13 protein-coding genes are annotated in these 19,747 nt (G+C 64.9%); 5 read left to right on the forward strand and 8 right to left on the reverse strand.

The genetic code is table 11. The features are described from left to right. Positions 1 to 47: 47 nt before the first annotated feature. Genes BN1137_RS07755 through dsrO form a run of 3 tightly spaced genes read right to left on the reverse strand, consistent with a single transcriptional unit; the run spans position 48 to position 5,022 of the window. Positions 48 to 3,155, reverse strand: coding sequence for a tetrathionate reductase subunit A (locus BN1137_RS07755; RefSeq protein ID WP_050718048.1), 3,108 nt, complete (start codon positions 3,153 to 3,155; stop codon positions 48 to 50). Further along, positions 3,156 to 4,250 (reverse strand): NrfD/PsrC family molybdoenzyme membrane anchor subunit, encoded by a 1,095-nt coding sequence (nrfD, locus tag BN1137_RS07760; RefSeq protein ID WP_050718049.1) that lies wholly within the window; start codon positions 4,248 to 4,250, stop codon positions 3,156 to 3,158. It lies immediately after the preceding gene. After that, positions 4,240 to 5,022, reverse strand: a complete 783-nt coding sequence (gene dsrO / locus BN1137_RS07765) for a sulfate reduction electron transfer complex DsrMKJOP subunit DsrO (protein ID WP_050718050.1) — start codon at positions 5,020 to 5,022, stop codon at positions 4,240 to 4,242. The genes nrfD and dsrO overlap by 11 nt, the downstream gene beginning before the upstream one ends. Before the next feature lie 228 nt (positions 5,023 to 5,250). Here dsrO and BN1137_RS07770 point away from each other — a divergent pair, with 228 nt between their 5' ends. The 3 genes from BN1137_RS07770 to pepE all read left to right on the forward strand — a co-directional run bounded on the left by BN1137_RS07770 (position 5,251) and on the right by pepE (position 8,642). Next, a complete protein-coding gene (locus tag BN1137_RS07770; protein WP_083443401.1) occupies positions 5,251 to 7,134 on the forward strand; it encodes a sensor histidine kinase in 1,884 nt (627 codons plus the stop codon). Position 7,135: 1 nt separating this feature from the next. Further along, positions 7,136 to 7,744, forward strand: coding sequence for a response regulator transcription factor (locus BN1137_RS07775; protein WP_050718051.1), 609 nt, complete (start codon positions 7,136 to 7,138; stop codon positions 7,742 to 7,744). 157 nt (positions 7,745 to 7,901) lie between these two features. After that, positions 7,902 to 8,642, forward strand: coding sequence for a dipeptidase PepE (gene pepE, locus BN1137_RS07780; protein WP_050718052.1), 741 nt, complete (start codon positions 7,902 to 7,904; stop codon positions 8,640 to 8,642). Between the two features lie 133 nt (positions 8,643 to 8,775). On the opposite strand, the gene BN1137_RS07785 is transcribed toward pepE, so the two are convergent. The 3 genes from BN1137_RS07785 to BN1137_RS07795 are packed head-to-tail and all read right to left on the reverse strand — an operon-like array spanning position 8,776 to position 11,848. Continuing rightward, a complete protein-coding gene (locus tag BN1137_RS07785; RefSeq protein ID WP_050718053.1) occupies positions 8,776 to 10,314 on the reverse strand; it encodes a DHA2 family efflux MFS transporter permease subunit in 1,539 nt (512 codons plus the stop codon). A gap of 1 nt (position 10,315) precedes the next feature. Beyond that, entirely contained in the window at positions 10,316 to 11,383 is a 1,068-nt protein-coding gene (locus BN1137_RS07790) for an HlyD family secretion protein (RefSeq protein ID WP_083443402.1), read from the reverse strand. A 36-nt stretch (positions 11,384 to 11,419) separates the two neighbouring features. Next, positions 11,420 to 11,848 (reverse strand): MarR family winged helix-turn-helix transcriptional regulator, encoded by a 429-nt coding sequence (locus tag BN1137_RS07795; RefSeq protein WP_050718055.1) that lies wholly within the window; start codon positions 11,846 to 11,848, stop codon positions 11,420 to 11,422. A 119-nt stretch (positions 11,849 to 11,967) separates the two neighbouring features. Here BN1137_RS07795 and fumC point away from each other — a divergent pair, with 119 nt between their 5' ends. Further along, the gene (fumC, locus tag BN1137_RS07800; RefSeq protein WP_050718056.1) at positions 11,968 to 13,359 is read left to right on the forward strand and encodes a class II fumarate hydratase; all 1,392 of its coding nucleotides are present in this window, start codon (positions 11,968 to 11,970) and stop codon (positions 13,357 to 13,359) included. A 65-nt stretch (positions 13,360 to 13,424) separates the two neighbouring features. On the opposite strand, the gene BN1137_RS07805 is transcribed toward fumC, so the two are convergent. Beyond that, positions 13,425 to 13,862 (reverse strand): VOC family protein, encoded by a 438-nt coding sequence (locus BN1137_RS07805; RefSeq protein ID WP_050718057.1) that lies wholly within the window; start codon positions 13,860 to 13,862, stop codon positions 13,425 to 13,427. Between the two features lie 477 nt (positions 13,863 to 14,339). On the opposite strand from BN1137_RS07805, the gene putA reads away from it, so the two are divergent. Next, positions 14,340 to 18,281 carry a trifunctional transcriptional regulator/proline dehydrogenase/L-glutamate gamma-semialdehyde dehydrogenase gene (gene putA, locus BN1137_RS07810; protein ID WP_050718058.1) on the forward strand — a complete coding sequence of 1,314 codons (3,942 nt, stop codon included), beginning with the start codon at positions 14,340 to 14,342 and terminating at the stop codon, positions 18,279 to 18,281. Between the two features lie 300 nt (positions 18,282 to 18,581). Here putA and alr read toward each other — a convergent pair whose 3' ends face one another. After that, entirely contained in the window at positions 18,582 to 19,655 is a 1,074-nt protein-coding gene (alr, locus tag BN1137_RS07815) for an alanine racemase (RefSeq protein ID WP_050718059.1), read from the reverse strand. Between the last annotated feature and the right edge of the window lie 92 nt (positions 19,656 to 19,747).

The following is a 19,747-nucleotide window of genomic DNA, read 5'->3' on the forward strand; positions in this document are numbered from 1 at the left end:
CCAATGAAAAGCGGGGCCATAGTGGCCCCGCTTTTTTGTCTCTGGCGCTACACCAGCTTGTCGACCCTGGCCGGCAGGCCCTGGCGCGCCGAGGAGCCGATGGCCCAGTCCACCAGGGGGTAGCGACCGTGACGGCTCGGATCCAGCACCGCCAGATCGTTGAGGTTGACCCCGGCCCCGCGCAAGGGGCTCGCCGCCACCTCCTTGCCATCGACCCAGTGCGCCCGCACCCCCAGCTCCTTGTGACCGAAGCCGTGCTCGATGGCGATGGCATCCGTTTGCACCCCGGCCACGCACTCGGCCACCCCGATCAGGCTGCCATCCGGGGTGCTGACCCGCACCCTGTCCCCGCTCTCTATGCCTAAGCGCGCCGCCGTCTCTGAGTTGAGCCGCACCCGGTTGCTGGGGTTCACCTGGCGCAGGCGATCCGAACCGATGCTCATGGAGCTCATGGTGTGAGACTTGTAGCTGGTGAGCAGCAGGGGCCATTGGGCCGGCTTGAACGCCTCGTTGAGCGGCGTACCATCCGCCAGCTGGGGGCGGAAGAAGCGCGGGGTGCCACTCAGGAACTGGCCGCTCTGGCTGTGACGACGGCTGCCCACCTCGGGGTTCCACAGCATCAATGGCTTGGGCCAGCGCTTGCTCGGCTGACCGGCCTCATCGCGCCCCTTGACCACCGGCTCGAAGCGCCCGCCCCGGGCGAAGAGGTAGGCGGCGCGGCCCGCCTCCTCCGGGCTCAGGGTGGCGTTCAGCACCGGCATGATGCGCTCCACCCCGGACCAGGCGAGGTCCTCTGGCCCTATGGCGGGCACCGGTTGGCCCAGATAGGCGACGTTCGCCGCGCCATAGAGGGAGAAGTCCGCCGCCTTGTTCAAGCCGTGCAGCTTGCCATCTGCCCCCTTGACCGCCCCCTCCCCAAAGCCCGGCAGGCCGAGGCGCTTGGCCACCGCGATAAGGAAGGACTCCATGCAGACGGGATCCCCCGAGGCGGTCTTGGCGACGCGAGGCTCCACCACCGGCCAGCGGCCGGTGGAGACTTTGGTCATGACCCCGTGCCAGGCGGTGGCCCAGCCCCAGGACTCGTAGGTGAGGGTGTCTGGCACTAGGTAATCCGACAGCGCCGAGGATTCGTTGATGAAGCTGTCGATGCTGATAAAGAGCGGCAACACGCTCGGGTCTTTCAACTGCTCGCCTATGGCCTTGGCGAGTCCGGCCTGACCGTAGAGGGGGTTGCCCATGTGGTTGATCCAGGCCTTGAGCCGGTAGGGATAGCCGTTCACCGCCGCGGTCAGGTGCTCGCCGAGCAAGGGGCCCGAGATGGGGAACCAGGGCTCTCGCGCCGGATAGGGGTTCTGCCCCGCCTCCCGCTTGCGGCGATATTCCGAGGTCTTCTCGTAAGGGAACTTGGATCGGGAAAGGAAGACCCCTGCGGGTTTGACCATGCCAGGGAAGCTCGCCAGATCGTAGCGCGGTCCTGCGCCGAAGGGATCGAACTTGCCGCCGCTCGCCACGGCGCCCCCCCGGGCGTTGAGGTTACCTATCATGGCGTTGAGCATCATGATGGCCCAGGCCGAATAGAAGCCGTTGGCACTCATGGTGCCGCCGTGGGAGACCACCGCCGCCCGGGTGCCGTGGCTGGTGAACTCCCGCGCCAGCTCGACGATGTCGTTCACCGGCACGGCGCACTCGGCGCTGTACTGCTCCAGGGTGTGCTCCCGGCACGATTCGGCCAGCAGCTGGAAGCTGCTCTTGACCGCCAGCTCGCCACTTGGAACTGTGATGCGGCGATCGACCCAGAGGCTGGCCCGCTCGCACTGGCCGGCGGGCAACAGGGCTCCACTGCCCGCATCGGCCACCAGCACGGCATCCCCTTCCCCATGGGCCTCCTCCTCAAAGGGCAGCCCGAGATCGCTTGAGCGCAGCATCTGGCCGAAACGCGGGTGGGATTGGTCGCTGACCACCAGATGGCTGGCATTGCTGAAACCGCGATAACCGGCCCGCTCGGCGGCCTCGGCATTGGGCGCTGCCAGGAAGGACTCGGCGTAGCGCCGGTTGTCGATGATCCAGCGCAGCATGGCCAGGGCCAGGGCGGAATCCGTGGCGGGCCTGATGGGCAGCCAACGGTTGGCGGGGGCGGAGGGCATGTTCACAGTATTGGGCAAACTCGGTGCCACCACCACGTAGGAGAACGGCTTGCCCTCCCGCGCCCGGTTCGCCGCCAGCTGGCGGGACTGACGCTTGAAGGGGTTGCCGGACTGCTGGGGTGAGGTGCCCATAAACAGCAGGAAGTCGCTCTCGTCCCAATCGGGCTTGAGGTGGGCATTTTTCTCCAGATCGTCCAGCAGGGCGCCGGCCCCGACCCGGAACGACAGGCCGCAGTAGGCGCCGTGGTTCGCAAAGTTGCGGGTGCCGAAGCCGTTGAAGGTGAAGCGCTTGATGAAGTGATCCCGACCCTCGTCCGAGGCGTTGCTCACCAGCAGCTGGTTCGCCCTGGGGCCGTATTCCGGGTTCATGGGATCCAGCGGCTCCGCGAGGTTGCGTATGGCCCTCAACCCCTCGATCTGGCCCTCGCCGAACAGATTGCCCCCCTCCACCACCTCTTGCACCAACTGCTCAAACGGAATGCTCTGCCAGCGGCCGCTGCCGCGCGGCCCCACCCGCTTGAGGCAGCGGGTGACTCTGTGCGGGCTGTCGAGCTGCTCGAGCATGGCGTTGCCCCGGGCGCAGGCGGTGGAGCGACCCTCCAACCCACCTTCCTGATAACCGCTGGTGCCGAGCAATGCCTGCTTGATCGGCGTCTTGAAGTCGATGTGGTGGCGGGCGGAGAGCGGGTGATAGGGGTTGCCGAGGATCCGCACTATCTTGTCGCTCTCGTTGTCGATGCGGGCCCGCACCCCGCACAGGGTCCAGCAGCCGAGGCACATGGTGTTGGCGAGGCGCTGGGCCGGGTTGGGGTGCAGCTCCCCCTGCGCATCGATATGGTATTCCACCGGGAGCGAGTTGCCGTGGATGGGATCCCGGGTCGGCTTGCCGGCGCTGCCGGTAGCCACGCCGTTCACCACCTGCCTAATGGTGTCGCTGTAACCGGCCACGAAGAGCCCTGTGCCCCCGGCGATGGCGGCGCCCTTGAGAAACTTGCGTTTGCTGTGATCCATCTAGCGTGCCTCGTCTGTGTTGGGATGGGGATAAGGGGTGAGCACCAGCTCACTGAGCGCCACCAGCAGGGCCAGCAGCAGGCCGAAGGTGCCGAGGATGCCGAGCACCCCCTCTGGGCCCCAGGCTATCTGGTAGAGATAGACGCCGGCCCCGTATTTGGGGGCGAGCTGCCCCTGGATCAGTACCAGCCAGCGCAGCCCCCACACCAGGTGCAGGGAGAGCAGCGCCAGCCCCCACAGCCGCCAGGGCTGCGCGCGGCGGGCTACCCTCCCCACCAGCATCAGGGCACCGAGCAGGCAGAGGGTCAGCAGCAGCCAGCGGGCCGCCAGTTGCCAGCTGGGATCGAGCCGGTAGAGCGCACTCGCCTCCGCCGCCGAGGCGCCCCCAAATAGGGCCCAGCCCAGCAGGGAGAGGGCGAGCAAGGCGAGGGTCCAGCGGCTCTGGCGCAACAGGGTCGACTCTGTCTTCTCACGCCAGCCCGCCAGCACTCGGTTGAGCAGCAGCAGGGCGCTCTGGGCTCCCAGCAGGGCGCTGATGACCAGCAACCAGGGCAGCCAGGGCGTGTGCCAGAGCGGGCGCGCCGCCACCACCATGGTCTCCAACCCCGTGTAGAGGGCGATGCTGAGCCCGCTTAAAACCGCCAGCAGGGAGAGCGGCTTGAGCCAAACTTGCCCCGACCAGGTGCCCAGACAGAGCAGCCGGGCGAGGCGGGCCATGGCGTCATCCCCTTGGCCGCGGCTGGCCAGGGCTGGCCTGAGCAGCGACCAGCCCAGCAGCATGGAGAGCAGGCTGAACAGCGGCAGCAGATAGGCGCCGTACCACATGATGGAGCTGAAGCGGGTCTGGGCGTAGAAGTGCCAGGCCCGGGCTGGCTGGTGCAGATCCGCCGTCAGGGCGATGGGGGCCACCACCCCTGCCCCCATCATCAGCACAGCCGCCAGGGTCTGCAGCCGCTTGTCCGGTGCCTTGCGCCACTGATCGGCAGCGCCGAGCCAGAGGGCGCCGTAGGCGAGGCCAATCAGGAAGAAATATTGCACCGCCCAGGGCAGCCAGGTGATGGGCTGATCCGGGGCCAGCAGTTCGTTAATGGTCATGGGCTATCTCCTTGCCATCGTCGGTCAGCAGGGTGCGCAGGGCCGGGTTGCCGTCGATCTTGCTGACGAAGGCCTCGTCCATGCCGAGATAGAAGACCCTCGGCTGGGTATGGGCCTCGGGCTTGAGCACCTTGAGGGCCGGCTCGTGCTCGCGCAGCAGGCGGCTTATCTGGCTCTCGGGATCGTTCAAGTCGCCAATGATGCGCGCCTCACCGACGCAACTCTCCACGCAGGCTGGCAGGAGCCCCGCCTCCAGCCGGTGGGCGCAGAAGGTGCACTTGTCGGCGGCGTGGGTCTCGTGGTTGATGAAGCGGGCGTCGTAGGGGCAGGCCTGCATGCAGTAGCCGCAGGCGACGCACCAGTCGTTGTTGACCACGACGATGCCGTCGTCCCGCTGGAAGGTGGCGCCGGTGGGGCAGACGTCGAGGCAGGCGGGCTCGGCGCAGTGGTTGCAGAGCCTCGGCAGCATGAAGAGGGACGCAGGGGCCTCCAGGGCCGCCACCTCGCTCACCTCGTACTGGCTGACCGTGGTGCGAAACTGGCCGAGGGGGGGCTGGTTCTCGATGGTGCAGGCGACGGTGCAGGCCTGACAGCCGACGCAGCGGCGCAAGTCGATCAGCATGCCGTAACGCTTGCCGGGATCGCCCCGGCCTATGGCTGGACGGGCACCTGGGGCATGGCGCGGGCTCCGGGCTTGAGCGACGGGGATCAGGGCCGCCCCGGCGGTGATGGCGGCAATGCCGGATAACAATCGGCGCTTGCTGGGCTCCATGGACTCTTCCTTCTGCTGGCTTGCCCAGGGGGCAAGCGTGGGGATGAGCCATTGTCCCCGGCAGAAAAATCCGTCTCTATTGTGGTTTTCCACATAGCGGGGGCCCCCTTGATCCAGCGCAAGAAAAGCGGCGGGCCTCTGGCCGAACTGTGACGGGCCCCCCATTGCACACCCGACAGGGGGTCAAGCCGGGCCCTGATACCCCTCCCGGTGATAGACTGGCCGCCTATGTTCGCGCCCCTGTTCCTCCAACCCTTGCCATCATTCCGGTTCCGGCGGCTGAGCTGGCTGCTGTCCGGCCTGCTGCTCTGGCTGATGGCCCTGCCCGCTTTGGCTGCGTCCGAGCCGAGCCAGCCCGTGCCCGTATCTGCCCAAGCAGAGCCGGTGCGAGTCGGCGTGTTGGCGACTCGCGGCCTCCCCCTCGCCCGGCAGCAGTGGCAACCGCTGATGGGCTGGCTGGAGCAGAGGGTGCCGGGTCAGCACTTCGCTCTGGTGCCGCTGGAGCTCGACGGGCTGGCCGAAGCCGTCGCCGATGAACGGATCGACTTTGTCATCACCAACCCAGGTCAGCTGGTCAGCCTGTCACGCCAGTATCCCCTCGCCTGGCTCGCGACCCTGAGGAGCCCGGATGGGGGTGACAACCTCGCCATCGGCGCCGCTCTGGTGGTGCGCGCCGACGCCCCCTTCCAGGGCTGGCGGGATCTCAAGGGAGAGGCGGTCGCCGCCGTATCTCAGGAGGCCTTCGGTGGTTATCTCGCCTACCGTTTCGAGGCCTATCAGCAAGGTGTGCGGATAGATGACTTCTTTTCAGCGATAAACTTCACCGGATTCCCACTGGATAGACTGATCTCCCAGCTGCAAAGCAAGGCGGTGGCCGCCGCCATAGTGCCGGTCTGCCAGCTCGAACGCATGGTCCAAGAGGGCAAGATTGCCTATGCGGATTTTCGGGTGCTCGACCAGCAGGCCGTCACCAGCCTCGGTTGCCAGAGCTCGACCCGGCTCTACCCGAACTGGTCTCTCGCGAGCACGGAGCGGGTCTCCCCCGCACTGGCGATGGCGGTCACCCGCGCCCTGTTCGCCCTGCCCCCGGACAGCGAGGTTGCCCGGGCCGCCGACTCGGCGGGCTGGACTGTGCCCACCAGCCCCCTCGCCATCGATCGCCTGCTCAAGGAGCTGGATCGCCACCCCCTGCAGAGCCCCTGGTGGCAGGAAGCTTGGCACTGGCTGCGCCAGCATCAAGAGTGGGGCTGGGGTGCCCTGCTGCTGCTGGCGCTGCTCGGCGGCCACCACCTGCTGCTGCAACATCTGTTCAACCGCAGCCAGCGGCGACTGCTCAAGGCCCGCCACCGGCTCGATGAGCAGGCGCGCCAGCTCGAGCAGGCCCGACGCCTCGCGGAGCTTGGCGAGCTCGGCGCCAACATGGCCCACGAGATCAACCAGCCCCTGACCGCCATCGCCGGCTACAGCCAGGGCGCCCTGCGGCGCATCGCCAAGCGGGAGCAGGCGGCACAGGATCCGGCCCTGACCCTGGCCCTGGAGCAGATAGGCCAGCAGGTAGAGCGCATCAGCCAGACCATAGGGCGGCTGCGATCCCGCTGGCAGAAGCGGCCCCGCAGCCCGGAGCCCACGGATCTGGTGGCGCTGATGGCGCGGCTGACGCCGCTGCTGGAGCAGATGCTGGCACCGCTCGGTGTCGAGCTGATCCTCCGCTGGCAGGGCCAGCCACGCCATCTCCTGCTGGATGGCACCGGAGTGGAGCAACTGCTGGTGAACCTCGTCAAGAATGGCGCCGAGAGCGCGGCGCAGGCCGGCGCCCAATCAACGGATGCCCCCAGGGTCGAGCTGCGAATCGCCTTCGAGCCGGATCGGTTGCGGCTGGAGGTGCAGGACAACGGCCCCGGCCTCACGGCCTCCCAGGCCCAGCTGCGGCAGGCGTTTTACAGCAGCAAGGCCGATGGCATGGGGCTCGGCCTCGCCATCTGCCGGGACGTGGTGGAGTTTCACCGCGGCCACTTCAGCCTGAGGGACGCCCAGCCCCGAGGCTGCCTCGCCCGGGTCGAGCTCCCCGTCACGCCACCGGAGGCCGATGCCTCCCACCCCTCGAGGAACTGATATGCCGAGCCCCCCCCAGCTTCCCCTCTATCTGGTCGACGACGACAGGGCCGTGCTCGACTCCCTTGGCTTCATGCTGGAGAGCTGCGATCTGGCGCTCAGCTGCTTTGACGATGGGGAGCGCTTCCTCGCCGAGGTGGCGCTCCATCAGCCCGCCTGCCTGATCCTGGATTGCCGCATGCCCGGGCTGTCGGGCCCAGAGCTGCAGCAGCGGCTGAAGGAGGCACAGAGCCCCATCGCCATCCTCTTTCTCACCGGCCACGGGGACGTGCCCCTGGCGGTGGAATCCTTGAAACAGGGGGCGGTCGACTTCCTGCAAAAACCGGTGCAACTCGCCCCCCTGCTAAGTGCCATCGAGCGGGCCTGGCAGGCCACGCAAGCGACGGCGACCCACCTTGAGCACCAGCGTGCCTACCGTCGCCTCACCCCCCGCGAGCACCAGCTGTTGCAGCTCATCGCCCTGGGCCACAAGAACCAGCAGATAGCGCAGGCGCTCTGCATCTCGGTGCGCACCGTCGAGGTGTGCCGCGCCAGCCTGATGCGGCGGCTCGAGGTCGACTCCCTGGCCGAGCTGATGCTGCTCTATGCAGACGTCCATTCGGCGCCCTGATAACGGGGAGCCATCCGGCCAAAAAATGGGCACTCCGTCGGCCGCCGGACACAAAACGCGATGAGATCACACACTTGGCGGCGCTATGGGGGTATGGTGCCCTCCTGCCTTTCTCAGGGTCAGTTGACCCTGCGCCTTTCGATATCTAGGAGTCATTATGGAACTGCTTCTTCTGAGCAATGGTAAAGCCAGCGAACACCCGGGCCTGCTCGGCTGGGCCCGGGATCGGGTGCAGAGCCTGCTCGCCCGCAAACAGGTCAAGCGCATCCTGCTCATCCCCTATGCGGTGATCCGCAGCGACTGGGATGCCCGCGCCAATGAGCTCGGCGAGAGCCTGGGGGTCGAAGCCATCAGCATTCACCAGTTCGATGACCCAGTGGCGGCCATCAATCAGGCCGATGCCATCTTCATCAGCGGTGGCAACACCTGGCGCCTGAACCAGCTGCTGCACGAATATGGTCTGGTCGTGCCCATCCAGCGCGCCGTGCGTGAACGTGGCGTGCCCTATGTGGGCTGGAGCGCCGGCTGCAACGTGGCAACCCCGAGCATTCGCACCACCAACGACATGCCGGTGTGCAACGCCGCCGTGTTGCCGGCCCTCGGCCTCTTCCCGCAGCAGATCAACCCCCACTATCTGGATGCCAGCATCAGCGGTCACATGGGGGAGACCCGGGACGAGCGCCTCGCCGAGTTCTGCGCCATCAACCCGAGCGAGCACGTGGTGGCCCTGCGCGAGGCCAGTCTGCTGCAGATTAGCGGTGAGAGCAGCAGCGAGACCATCGAGTACTGGAGCGCCCGCGGCGAGGGCTTCAAGATCTTCAAGCACGGCGAGACGCCCCAGGAGTTTATGGATGCCACTCCGCTGGCCGGGCTGACCCCCTTCGCCCCCAAGTGCTGATGCGGCCTTGAACCAGCCCAGCCACTGCGCACAAAAAAAGAGGGATGGCTCAGGCCATCCCTCTTTCGTTGTCCAACTCTTTTATCCAAGCCTGCTCGTTAGGCCGTCCCCTCGGCAGAGGATGGCCTGAGCCTTACTCCAGGATCGCCATCTCCTCCTTGTTGCCACCCCGCTTGGGAGCCTTGAGCAGCAACACCAGTGGGATGGCGCACAGACTGACCCACATCATCAGCCGGAAGTCCTGCAGGTAGGCGAGCAGGCTGGCCTGACGGGTCACCTCGCCGTTGAGCATGGCGAGCCCCTTGGGCGCCATCAGTGCCGCCACCCCCATCCCCTGTTGCAAGCCGGTATTGAAGGGATTGATGTAGGAGGCAAACGCCTCGTGGTTCATCTGGGTGCGCTGAGCCAGATAGGTGATCACCACAGAGATGCCGATGCTGCTGCCGATGTTGCGCACCAGGCTGAACAACGCCGTCCCCTCGTTACGAAAACGCGGTGCCAGGGTCGCGAAGGTGATGGTCGACAAGGGCACGAAGATGAAGCCGAGCCCCAGCCCCTGCACTATGCCGGTGCGCACTATGTCCCAACTGCTGATGTCGGTGTTGAACAGCGTCATCTCCCACATGGAGAAGCTGGTGAGCAGCAACCCAAGCAGGATCAGATAACGGACATCCACCCGACCCGACAGCCGGCCGACCAGCATCATGGCGAACATGGTGCCGACCCCGCGCGGTGCCAGCAGGTAGCCCACATCGATAACCGGATACCCCATCAACCCCTGCATGAAGGGCGGCAGCAACGTCATGGTCGCCAGCAAGATGATGCCGACGATGAAGATGAACACCAGCCCGACGCTGAAGTTGCGGTCCTTGAACAGGGCCGGCTCTATGTAGGGATGGGGGTGGGTGAAGATGTGCACCACGAACAGGTAGAAGGCCATCACCATCATGATGGTTTCGACCACTATCTCCCGGCTGGAGAACCAGTTCTGGGATTCCCCCCTGTCCAGCGCCATCTGCAGCGCCCCTATGCCGATACTGAGCAGGGCAAAGCCCAGCAAGTCGAAGCGGCGACTGGCATCGAGCTTGGTCTCCTCGATGAAGGCGGCGAGCCCGAACCAGGCCAACAGACCGAACGGCAGGTTGATGTAGAACACCCAGCGCCAGTTGTAGTACTCGGTGAGCCAGCCACCCAGCGACGGCCCGAGGATGGGGCCAACCATGACCCCTATGCCCCACATCGCCATGGCGGAGCCGTGTTTCTCCGGCGGATAGGTATCGAGCAGCACCGCCTGGGAGAGCGGCACCAGACTGGCACCGAAGATCCCCTGCAGCAGACGGAACAGCACTATCTGCTCCAGGCTCTGGGCCGCCCCACACAACATGGAGGCGACGGTGAAACCCGCCACCGACCACATGAACAGGCGCTTTCTACCGATGCGGGATGAGATGAAACCGGTCAGCGGCATGAAGATGGCCGCCGCCACTATGTAGGAGGTGAGCACCCAGGAGATCTGGTCCTGGGTCGCGCCCATGGCGCCCTGCATATGGGGCAGGGCCACGTTGGCGATGGTGGTATCCAGCGCCTGCATGATGGTGGCCAACATCACCGACAGGGTGATGAAGACGCGACGGGAGCCTTGGTCGGCCTCCTCTGTGCCTGAAGTCGTCATATCAACCTCGGAGTGACCAGCCCAGCAGATTGCGCTGATGGCCGGTATCGATTTCGGCAGTGGCACTCAGGCCCGCACGCAGCGCAGGCTGATCGGCCACCTCTTGCAGTCGGATCCGCACCGTGACGCGCTGGGCGATCTTGACCCAGTTGCCGGTGGCGTTCTGGGCCGGGATCACCGAGAACTCGGAACCGGTCGCCGGACTCAGGCTCTCGACCACCCCGGTCCAGTGTGCGTCCGGGTAGGTATCCACACTGATATTGACCGTCTGACCCGGCTGGACATGGGTCAGCTCGGTCTCGGTGAAGTTCGCCTCAACCCAGGGCGTATCGGTCTCCACCAGCATCATGGCAGTCATCCCCACAATCATGTACTGGCCCGGCTTGGGCAGCTGACTGGCGATGCCGTTGGCTGGGGCGTAGACGGTGGTACGCGCCAGATCCAGTTTGGCCTTGGCCAGACCGGCGGCGGCTTCCTGATAGGCGGGCTGCTGCTCGACCGGCAGGTTCACGTTGCCGCTGAGGGAGGCCTCGATCTTCTTGAGCCCCTCTTCCAGTGCCACTTGCTGCTGGGCGGTCTGGATGGTGAGCTGACGCGCGTCATCGTAGTTGGCGGTGGAGGTGAAGTGCTTGGCCACCAGATCCGCCTGACGACGCTCTTCTTTCAGGGCATAGGCATGACGGGTACGGGCCACGTCGATCTCGGCCTGCTGGCCGCGATAACTGGTCTGCAGCGCCACCAGATCGGTGCGAGCCTTGGCGAGTTCTGCCTCGGCCTTGGCGACCGCCACATGGAAGGACTCGGGATCCAGCTCGAACATCGGCTGGCCGGCCTTGACCTGGGCATTTTCGCCGACGTACACCTTGGCCACCCGGCCCAGCACCTCGGTACTGATGGGCACCTTGTCGGCCTTCACGTAGGCGTTGTCGGTCTCGACATAACGGCCGCCCAGCATATAGATGGCACCGACGCCGAGCAGGGCCAGCGCCGGCACGACCACCAGCAACAGCAGGCGGGTCCGGCGGCGGTTGGTCACCGGCTTTTGGGGAGAGGGAGATTCGGTATTCATAGAAACGCTCCGCATTTAATGCTGATAAAAATAAAATTAATAGTTAGAAAGATTGTCACGCAGGGTCTTGAGAGCATCACAAAGGGAGCGGGTCGCCGCCTCCCCCAGCTCACCGATGGCGTGTTGATGCACCACTTCGGAGGCTTGCTTGATCTTCGCAAGATAGGGCTCTGCCACTTCAGTCAGATAGAGCTGATAGGCTCGTCTGTCGTGGGGATCACTGCGCCGCTCCACCAGGCCGTTCTCGGCCAGCTGATCGAGCTGACGCGCCAGGGTGATGGGCTGGATGTCCAGCCGCTCGGCCAGCTCCACCTGACGGATCCCCTCGCTGCGGGCGATGTGGACCAGCACACGCGCCTGGGCCAGGGTCAGGCAGCTGCCTTCCAGCTGCTTCTGGAACTGGCGACGCATCTGGCGTTGCACGTCGCCGATCAGGAATCCGAGGGTATCCGGTTGTTTATACATAGTAGCCAATCCATATAGTAAGCTTTACTTATTATATATTGAATACAGGTTTATGCAAACTGGCCTCGGCCGCCGTTTATGGTCATGCTAGGGAACACCCAATCGGCAGGAGAGCACAGATGAACATCAGGATGGAACGAGACAGTCTGGGGGAGATAGCAGTACCGGCCAATCAGCTTTGGGGCGCCCAGACCCAGCGCTCCCTGCACCATTTCAATATCTCCGGCGAACGCCAGCCGCAGGAGATCATCCATGCCCTCGCTCACATCAAATCCGCCTGTGCCAGGGTCAACCACGATCTGGGGCTGCTCGCCGCACGCAAGGCCCAGGCCATCATGACGGCGGCCGACGAGGTGCTGCGCGGCCAGCATGAGGATGAGTTTCCGCTGATGGTCTGGCAGACTGGCTCCGGCACCCAGACCAACATGAACCTCAACGAGGTACTGGCGAACCGGGCAAGCGAGCTGCTCGGCGGCGCCCGGGGCGAAGAGCGGCTGGTCCACCCCAACGACGAGGTGAACAAGAGCCAGTCCAGCAATGATGTCTTCCCCAGTGCCATGAACCTGGCGGCCGCCATCAGCATCACCCAGCGCCTGCTGCCGGCCCTCATCACCCTGAGAAGCACCCTGGCCAGCAAGGCACTCGCCTTCGATGACATCGTCAAGATTGGCCGCACTCACCTGCAAGACGCCACCCCCCTCACCCTGGGTCAGGAGTTCTCCGGCTGGGTCGCTCAGCTCGAGCAAGGGGAGCGCCATCTGCGCGCCGCCCTGCCCCACCTGTATGAGTTGGCACTGGGCGGCACCGCGGTCGGCACCGGCCTGAACTGTCCCCCCGGCTTCGCCGAGGCGGTGGCCAGCACCCTCGCCGAGCAGACGGGCCTGCCGCTGGTCAGCGCCCCCAACAAGTTCGAGGCACTGGCGGCGAGCGACGCCCTGGTGCATGCCCACGGCGCCCTCAAGACGCTCGCCGCCAGCCTGATGAAGATCGCCAACGACGTACGCTGGCTGGCCAGCGGCCCCCGCAGCGGGCTTGGCGAACTCATCATCCCCGAGAACGAACCCGGCTCCTCCATCATGCCGGGCAAGGTCAACCCGACCCAGAGCGAGGCGCTCACCATGCTCTGCGCCCAGGTGATGGGTAACGACGTGGCCATCAATATCGGCGGCGCCAGCGGCAACTTCGAGCTCAACGTGTTCAGGCCGATGATGGCCTACAACTTCCTGCAGAGCGTGCGGCTGCTGGCCGACGGCATGCAGAGCTTCCACGATCACTGCGCCATTGGCATCAGCCCGAACCGGGATCGGATCGACGATCTGCTGGCCCGCTCCCTGATGCTGGTGACGGCGCTCAACCCCCACATCGGCTATGACAAGGCGGCCGAGATAGCCAAGCATGCCCACAGTGCCGGCCTCGGTCTGCGGGAGGCGGCCATCGCCTCGGGGTATCTCAGTGCCGAGCAGTTCGATGCCTGGGTGGTGCCCGCCGAGATGGTCGGTCGCAGCAAATAAGGCCATGGGAAGAGTAAATAGATAAAAAGGGCGCCATGGCGCCCTTTATCATGACAAACACGCAGTTATGTTTTGCTTTGACAGTTGAACATCCAGTGGGTACCGAACTTATCCACCAAGGATCCGAAGTAGTCGCCCCAGAACATCTCCTGCAGCGCCATCTCCACCTTGCCGCCCTTGCTCAGCGCCGCAAACAGCCGATCGGTCTCGGCGCGGCTGTCCGGCTCCAGATTGAGGTAGCTGTTGTTGCCCTGCACCAGGGTGAACCCCATGCTGGCCGGAGCATCCGTGCCCATCAACACATGGCCGCCGAGAATGGCGAGCTCCACATGCATCACCAGCTCCCCATCTACCGGGGAAATCGGATCCTGACCCGGACAGCCAGGGGAGTCCTTGAAGCGGTGGATGGGACCATTGAAGTCGCCGCCAAACACCTCCCGGTAAAACAGGAAGGCGGCTTCCGTCTCCCGGGCAAAATTGAGGTAGGTACTGACCCGTGCCATAACGTTCTCCTTGTCATTGATGGGGTGGCCCAAAGGCCAGCTATCAGCATAGAAGAGTCGGCTGCTGGCGTCGTATCGATGCGGCGCACAAAGAGGGGTAATTTGGATCCGAAAAGGATCGCCATTCAACGAGTGAAACCCGCCCCCGATGATCGAGCGGCCTGACCTGTCGCGCCAGCAAGAAGGCGGCCCCTGCCAAGATCCCTCTGATCGCCGCCAAAAAAGAGCAACGTGGATGCGCCGGGTTGCGCCTCGTTCAACATTCACGAGACAGGTCATTAACCTATTAATCTTACAGTAAAAAATATGAAATCCGTCCAAAGCCTCGCCACAACACAGACCTGATGAAAGAGCTCAAATGCAACCATGTAGCACAATGATTAAAAATTCTAACTTGAAGGTTGCACCTGGTTGCACCATCATCATCGAAATTTAACCGTTCCGTAATATCTCTACCGTACCGACACAGGAAGTCCCATGGCCACCACCACCCTTGGCGTTAAACTCGACGAAGCAACCCGCGACCGACTCAAGCAGGCTGCCCAGACCATAGACCGCACCCCCCACTGGCTGATCAAGCAGGCGATCTTCACCTATCTGGAACAGCTGGAGTCTGGCCTGACCCCGACCGAACAGTCCGGTCTGGCCGCCGCCGCGGGCGAAGAGCCGCTGGAGACGCTGACCGAGCAGGGCATCCAGGTCTTCCTCGAATTCGCCGAGAGTATCCTGCCGCAATCCGTGCTGCGCGCCGCCATCACCTCCGCCTATCGCCGTCCCGAGACCGAGGCCGTGCCCATGCTGCTGGAGCAGGCGCGCCTGCCCAAAGACAAGGCCGAGGCGACCCAGAAGCTCGCCTTGAGCATCGCCGAGAAGCTGCGCAATCAGAAGGGTGCCAGTGGCCGTCAGGGCCTGGTGCAGGGGCTGCTGCAGGAATTCTCCCTCTCCTCCCAGGAAGGGGTGGCCCTGATGTGTCTGGCGGAGGCGCTGCTGCGCATCCCGGACAAGGCGACCCGCGATGCCCTCATCCGCGACAAGATAAGCGGTGGCAACTGGAGCCAGCATCTGGGCAACAGCACCTCCCTGTTTGTCAACGCTGCCTCCTGGGGCCTGCTCATCACCGGCAAGCTGGTGGCCACCCATAACGAGGCCGGTCTCAACACCTCCCTCAAGGGCCTGATCGGCAAGGGCGGTGAGCCGCTGATCCGCAAGGGCGTCGACATGGCCATGCGGCTGATGGGTGAGCAGTTCGTCACCGGCGAGACCATTGCCGAGGCGCTGGCCAACGCCGGCAGCACCGAGAGCAAGGGCTTCCGTTACTCCTACGACATGCTGGGGGAAGCGGCCCTGACCGAAGAGGACGCCAAGCGTTATCTCGCCTCCTACGAGCAGGCCATCCACGCCATCGGCAAGGCCTCCCACGGCCGCGGCATCTACGAGGGCCCGGGCATCTCCATCAAGCTCTCCGCCCTGCACCCGCGCTACAGCCGTGCCCAGTACGATCGGGTGATGGAGGAGCTCTACCCCACCCTGCTCTCCCTGACCCAGCTCGCCAAGCAGTACGACATCGGCATCAACATCGACGCCGAGGAAGCCGACCGCTTGGAGATCTCGCTGGATCTGCTGGAGCGGCTCTGCTTCGATCCGAGCCTCGCCGATTGGAATGGCATCGGCTTCGTCATCCAGGCCTATCAGAAGCGCTGCCCCTATGCGATTGACTACGTCATCGACTTGGCCAAGCGCAGCCGTCACCGCCTGATGATCCGGCTGGTGAAGGGCGCCTACTGGGACAGCGAGATCAAACGCGCCCAGCAAGACGGTCTGGAAGGCTACCCCGTCTATACCCGCAAGCCCTATACCGACCTCTCTTATCTGGCCTGCGCCCGCAAGCTGCTGGCGGTGCCGGAAGCCATCTACCCGCAGTTCGCCACCCACAACGCCCATTCGCTGTCGGCCATCTATCAGCTCGCCGGTCAGAACTACTACCCTGGCCAGTACGAGTTCCAGTGCCTGCACGGCATGGGTGAGCCGCTGTACGAACAGGTGGTCGGCAAGGTCGCCGACGGAAAGCTGGGCCGCCCCTGCCGCATCTATGCGCCGGTCGGCAGCCACGAGACTCTGCTCGCCTACCTGGTGCGCCGCCTGCTGGAGAACGGGGCCAACACCTCCTTCGTCAACCGCATCGCGGACAACAACATTTCCCTGGCGGATCTGGTGCAGGATCCGGTGCAGCAGATCGAGCAGATGGCCGCCCGCGAAGGCACCCTGGGTCTGCCGCACCCGCGCATTCCCCTGCCGCGGGATCTGTACGGCGATGCCCGTCCGAACTCCGAAGGGCTGGATCTCGCCAACGAACACCGCCTGGGGTCCCTCTCCGCCGCCCTGCTCGGCAGCACCAATACCCGCTACCAGGCGCTGCCCATGCTGGGCATGGATATATCAGCGCCGACCGAGTTCCAGAATGTGGTCAACCCGGCGGATCACCGCGACATCGTTGGTCAGGTGAGCGAAGCCACTCCTGAGCTGGTCGACGGTGCACTGACCTGCGCCCTCGCCAGCGGCCAGATCTGGCAATCGACCCCGCCCGCCGAGCGTGCCGCCGTGTTGGACAGAGCCGCCGAGCTGATGGAATCCGAGCTGCAACCCCTGATGGGCCTGCTGGTGCGCGAGTCCGGCAAGACCTTCAGCAACGCCATCGCCGAGGTACGCGAGGCGGTGGACTTCCTGCGCTACTACGCCGCCCAGGCCCGCAATCATTTCGCCAACGACAGCCACAGGCCGCTCGGCCCCGTGGTCTGCATCAGCCCCTGGAACTTCCCGCTGGCCATCTTTAGCGGCCAGGTGTGCGCGGCGCTCGCCGCCGGCAATACTGTGCTGGCCAAACCCGCCGAGCAGACCCCGCTCATCGCAGCCCAAGCGGTGCGCATCCTGCTGGAAGCCGGTGTGCCGGCCGGTGCGGTACAACTGCTGCCGGGCCGCGGTGAAACCGTGGGTGCGGCGCTGATTGCCGACGAGCGGGTGCGCGGTGTCATGTTCACCGGCTCCACCGAGGTGGCGGGCATCATCTCTCGCAACCTGGCCGGTCGCCTCGACGCCCAGGGCCGCACCATTCCCCTCATCGCCGAGACCGGCGGTCAGAACGCCATGATCGTCGACTCCTCCGCCCTGACCGAACAGGTGGTGATGGATGTCATCTCCTCCGCGTTCGACAGCGCCGGCCAGCGCTGCTCCGCCCTGCGGGTGCTGTGCGTGCAGGAAGACGTGGCGGATCGCGTGATCCGCATGCTCAAGGGCGCCATGGCCGAGTACAAGGTCGGCAACCCCGAGCACCTCTCCACCGATATCGGTCCGGTGATCGACGCCGAGGCCAAGGCCAACATCGAGCAGCACATCAAGGCCATGACCAACAAGGGTCGCAAGGTGCATCAGATTGCCCGGGCACAAGGTGCCGATTACAGCCGCGGCACCTTCGTGCTGCCGACGCTCATCGAGCTCGACAGCCTGGATGAGCTCGGTCGCGAAGTGTTCGGCCCCGTGCTGCACCTGGTGCGCTACCCGCGCGCCAAGCTCGGCGAGCTGCTGGGCCAGATCAACGACAGCGGCTACGGCCTGACCCTGGGTGTGCACACCCGGATCGACGAGACCATCGCCCAGGTGGTGAACACCGCCAAGGTCGGCAACCTCTACGTGAACCGCAACATCGTCGGTGCCGTGGTCGGGGTGCAACCCTTCGGTGGCGAAGGCCTCTCCGGTACCGGTCCCAAGGCGGGCGGCCCGCTCTACATGTATCGCCTGCTGGCCACTCGCCCGCAGGATGCGGTGGCCAGCCAGCTGCGTCAGGAGCCGGGTGCCACCCAGCGTAGCGAGGCAACCAAGCCAGCCCTGCAGGCGCTGCGCAACTGGGCAGCCAAGCAGGAGAAAGCCCTGGTAGCACTGTGCGACCAGTATGGCGAGCTGGCCCAGAGTGGCCTGACCCAGGTGCTGGTCGGCCCTACCGGTGAGCGCAACACTTACAGCCTGCTGCCACGGGAGCGGGTTCTTTGTCTGGCCGAAGATAAAGCGGATCTGCTGGCGCAGCTGGCAGCCTGTCTGGCGGTCGGGACAGAGGTGCTGTGGCAGGACAATGCCCAGAACCGCACTCTGCAGGCGAGCCTGCCGGCCGAGGCGCGGGGCCGCATCCAGCTGGTGACTGACTGGGCCAATGGCGACATCGGTTTCGATGCCCTGCTGCACCACGGCGACTCGGATCAGCTGAGCGAGGTGAGCAAGCTGGCCGCCGCCCGTCCTGGCGCCATCGTCGGTGTGCACGGCCTGCACCGCGGCGAGACCGACATCCCGCTGGAGCGCCTACTGATCGAGCATGCCCTCTCGGTCAACACCGCCGCCGCCGGTGGCAACGCCAGCCTGATGACCATAGGCTAAGCGCCACATAGTGATAGAGACTCAAGCCCCGCCGATGCGGGGCTTTTTATGTTCTCAATGCGATCACAGTAGAACAAAAAAGGCCGCCTCGATAAGGGCGGCCTTTTTTATTCTTCATAGTTCTCCCAGAGAAGAGAGAACTGCTGTCGTTACTCTCTTGCTCCCTCTCCCCTCGCAGGAGAAGGGTTGGGGATGAGGGGGCTAAAAGTACTCCATAAGCACCCGGGAGGTGAGCTTGGTGATCAGCTCATAGGGAAAAATGGCACCTATCTCCTCGACAACTCATCCCAGGTCAAAGAGTTACACATACTCCATAAAGACTCTGGAGGTCAGCTTGGTGATCAGCTCGTAGGGAATGGTGCCTATCTCCTCGGCCACCCGCTCCACCGGCAGGCCTTCGCCCCAGAGCACGGCCTCGTCACCGGCCTTGTCGGTGGCACCCGGGCCCAAGTCTACCGTGGTCATGTCCATGGAGACCCGGCCCACCAGGGGCACTATGCGACCATTGACCAGCACTGAGGTGCCGTTGGGTGCCATCCTGGGATAGCCGTCGCCGTAGCCGATGGCGATGACCCCGAGCCGGGTATCGCGCTCCGATACCCAGTTCGCGCCGTAGCCCACCGGCTCACCGGCCTTGTGATCCCGCACCGCGATCAGCTGGGTCTTGAGGGTCATCACGGGTTTCAGGTCGTAATCCGCCGCCACAGTACCCGGGAAGGGAGAGACGCCGTAGAGGATGACGCCGGGGCGCACCCAGTCGCAGTGAGAGTCCGGCCAGGCCAGGATGCCTGCCGAGTTCGCCATGGCCCGCTCGCCCGCAAGGGACGCGGTCAAACGGCTGAACAAGTCGATCTGCTCGCGGGTGGTCGGTTGCTCCAGCTCATCGGAGCGACTGAAGTGGGTCATGATATTGAACGGCTGTACCACGTTCTTGCACTTGCCGAGGCGATCGATGAAGGCGGGCATCTCGTCAGCCCGCACCCCGAGTCGGTGCATGCCGGTATCGAGCTTGAGCCAGGCTACCACGGGGGCCGGCAGCTCCGCCTGCTCCAGGGCTTCGAGCTGCTCCCAGGTGTGCACAGCGGTCTGCAGGTTGTTGGCCGCTAGCACGGGCAAGTCTGCGCTCGAGAAGAAGCCTTCCAGCAGCACTATGGGTTTGACCACGGCGCAGGAGCGCAGCATCAGCGCCTCCTCGATGCGGGCAACCGCATAGGCATCCGCGTCCACCAGGGTGCGGGCGACCGGCAGCAGACCATGACCATAGGCGTTGGCCTTGACCACGGCGATGATCTTGCAGGAAGGAGCGTGGCGTTTGACCACGGCGAGGTTGTGGCGCAGGGCCTGGGTATCGATTTGGGCAATAGCCGCTTTCATCTGTTTTCCCTTACGAGGGCATGATGGCGCATGAATGCGCCAGGCACCGGGGGGTGTCAGCCCTTAATTGTCATCGTCTAAGGCCGGACCGG

Source organism: Aeromonas tecta (genome assembly GCF_000820185.1).
In the GTDB taxonomy this organism is placed as follows: domain Bacteria; phylum Pseudomonadota; class Gammaproteobacteria; order Enterobacterales; family Aeromonadaceae; genus Aeromonas; species Aeromonas tecta.

Excerpts from the sequence above, each read along its gene's own strand:
- BN1137_RS07755 (WP_050718048.1), bottom strand. The coding sequence starts at position 3,155 with ATGGATCACAGCAAACGCAAGTTTCTCAAGGGCGCCGCCATCGCCGGG.
- nrfD (WP_050718049.1), bottom strand. The coding sequence starts at position 4,250 with ATGACCATTAACGAACTGCTGGCCCCGGATCAGCCCATCACCTGGCTG.
- dsrO (WP_050718050.1), bottom strand. The coding sequence starts at position 5,022 with ATGGAGCCCAGCAAGCGCCGATTGTTATCCGGCATTGCCGCCATCACC.
- BN1137_RS07770 (WP_083443401.1), top strand. The coding sequence starts at position 5,251 with ATGTTCGCGCCCCTGTTCCTCCAACCCTTGCCATCATTCCGGTTCCGG.
- BN1137_RS07775 (WP_050718051.1), top strand. The coding sequence starts at position 7,136 with ATGCCGAGCCCCCCCCAGCTTCCCCTCTATCTGGTCGACGACGACAGG.
- pepE (WP_050718052.1), top strand. The coding sequence starts at position 7,902 with ATGGAACTGCTTCTTCTGAGCAATGGTAAAGCCAGCGAACACCCGGGC.
- BN1137_RS07785 (WP_050718053.1), bottom strand. The coding sequence starts at position 10,314 with ATGACGACTTCAGGCACAGAGGAGGCCGACCAAGGCTCCCGTCGCGTC.
- BN1137_RS07790 (WP_083443402.1), bottom strand. The coding sequence starts at position 11,383 with ATGAATACCGAATCTCCCTCTCCCCAAAAGCCGGTGACCAACCGCCGC.
- BN1137_RS07795 (WP_050718055.1), bottom strand. The coding sequence starts at position 11,848 with ATGTATAAACAACCGGATACCCTCGGATTCCTGATCGGCGACGTGCAA.
- fumC (WP_050718056.1), top strand. The coding sequence starts at position 11,968 with ATGAACATCAGGATGGAACGAGACAGTCTGGGGGAGATAGCAGTACCG.
- BN1137_RS07805 (WP_050718057.1), bottom strand. The coding sequence starts at position 13,862 with ATGGCACGGGTCAGTACCTACCTCAATTTTGCCCGGGAGACGGAAGCC.
- putA (WP_050718058.1), top strand. The coding sequence starts at position 14,340 with ATGGCCACCACCACCCTTGGCGTTAAACTCGACGAAGCAACCCGCGAC.
- alr (WP_050718059.1), bottom strand. The coding sequence starts at position 19,655 with ATGAAAGCGGCTATTGCCCAAATCGATACCCAGGCCCTGCGCCACAAC.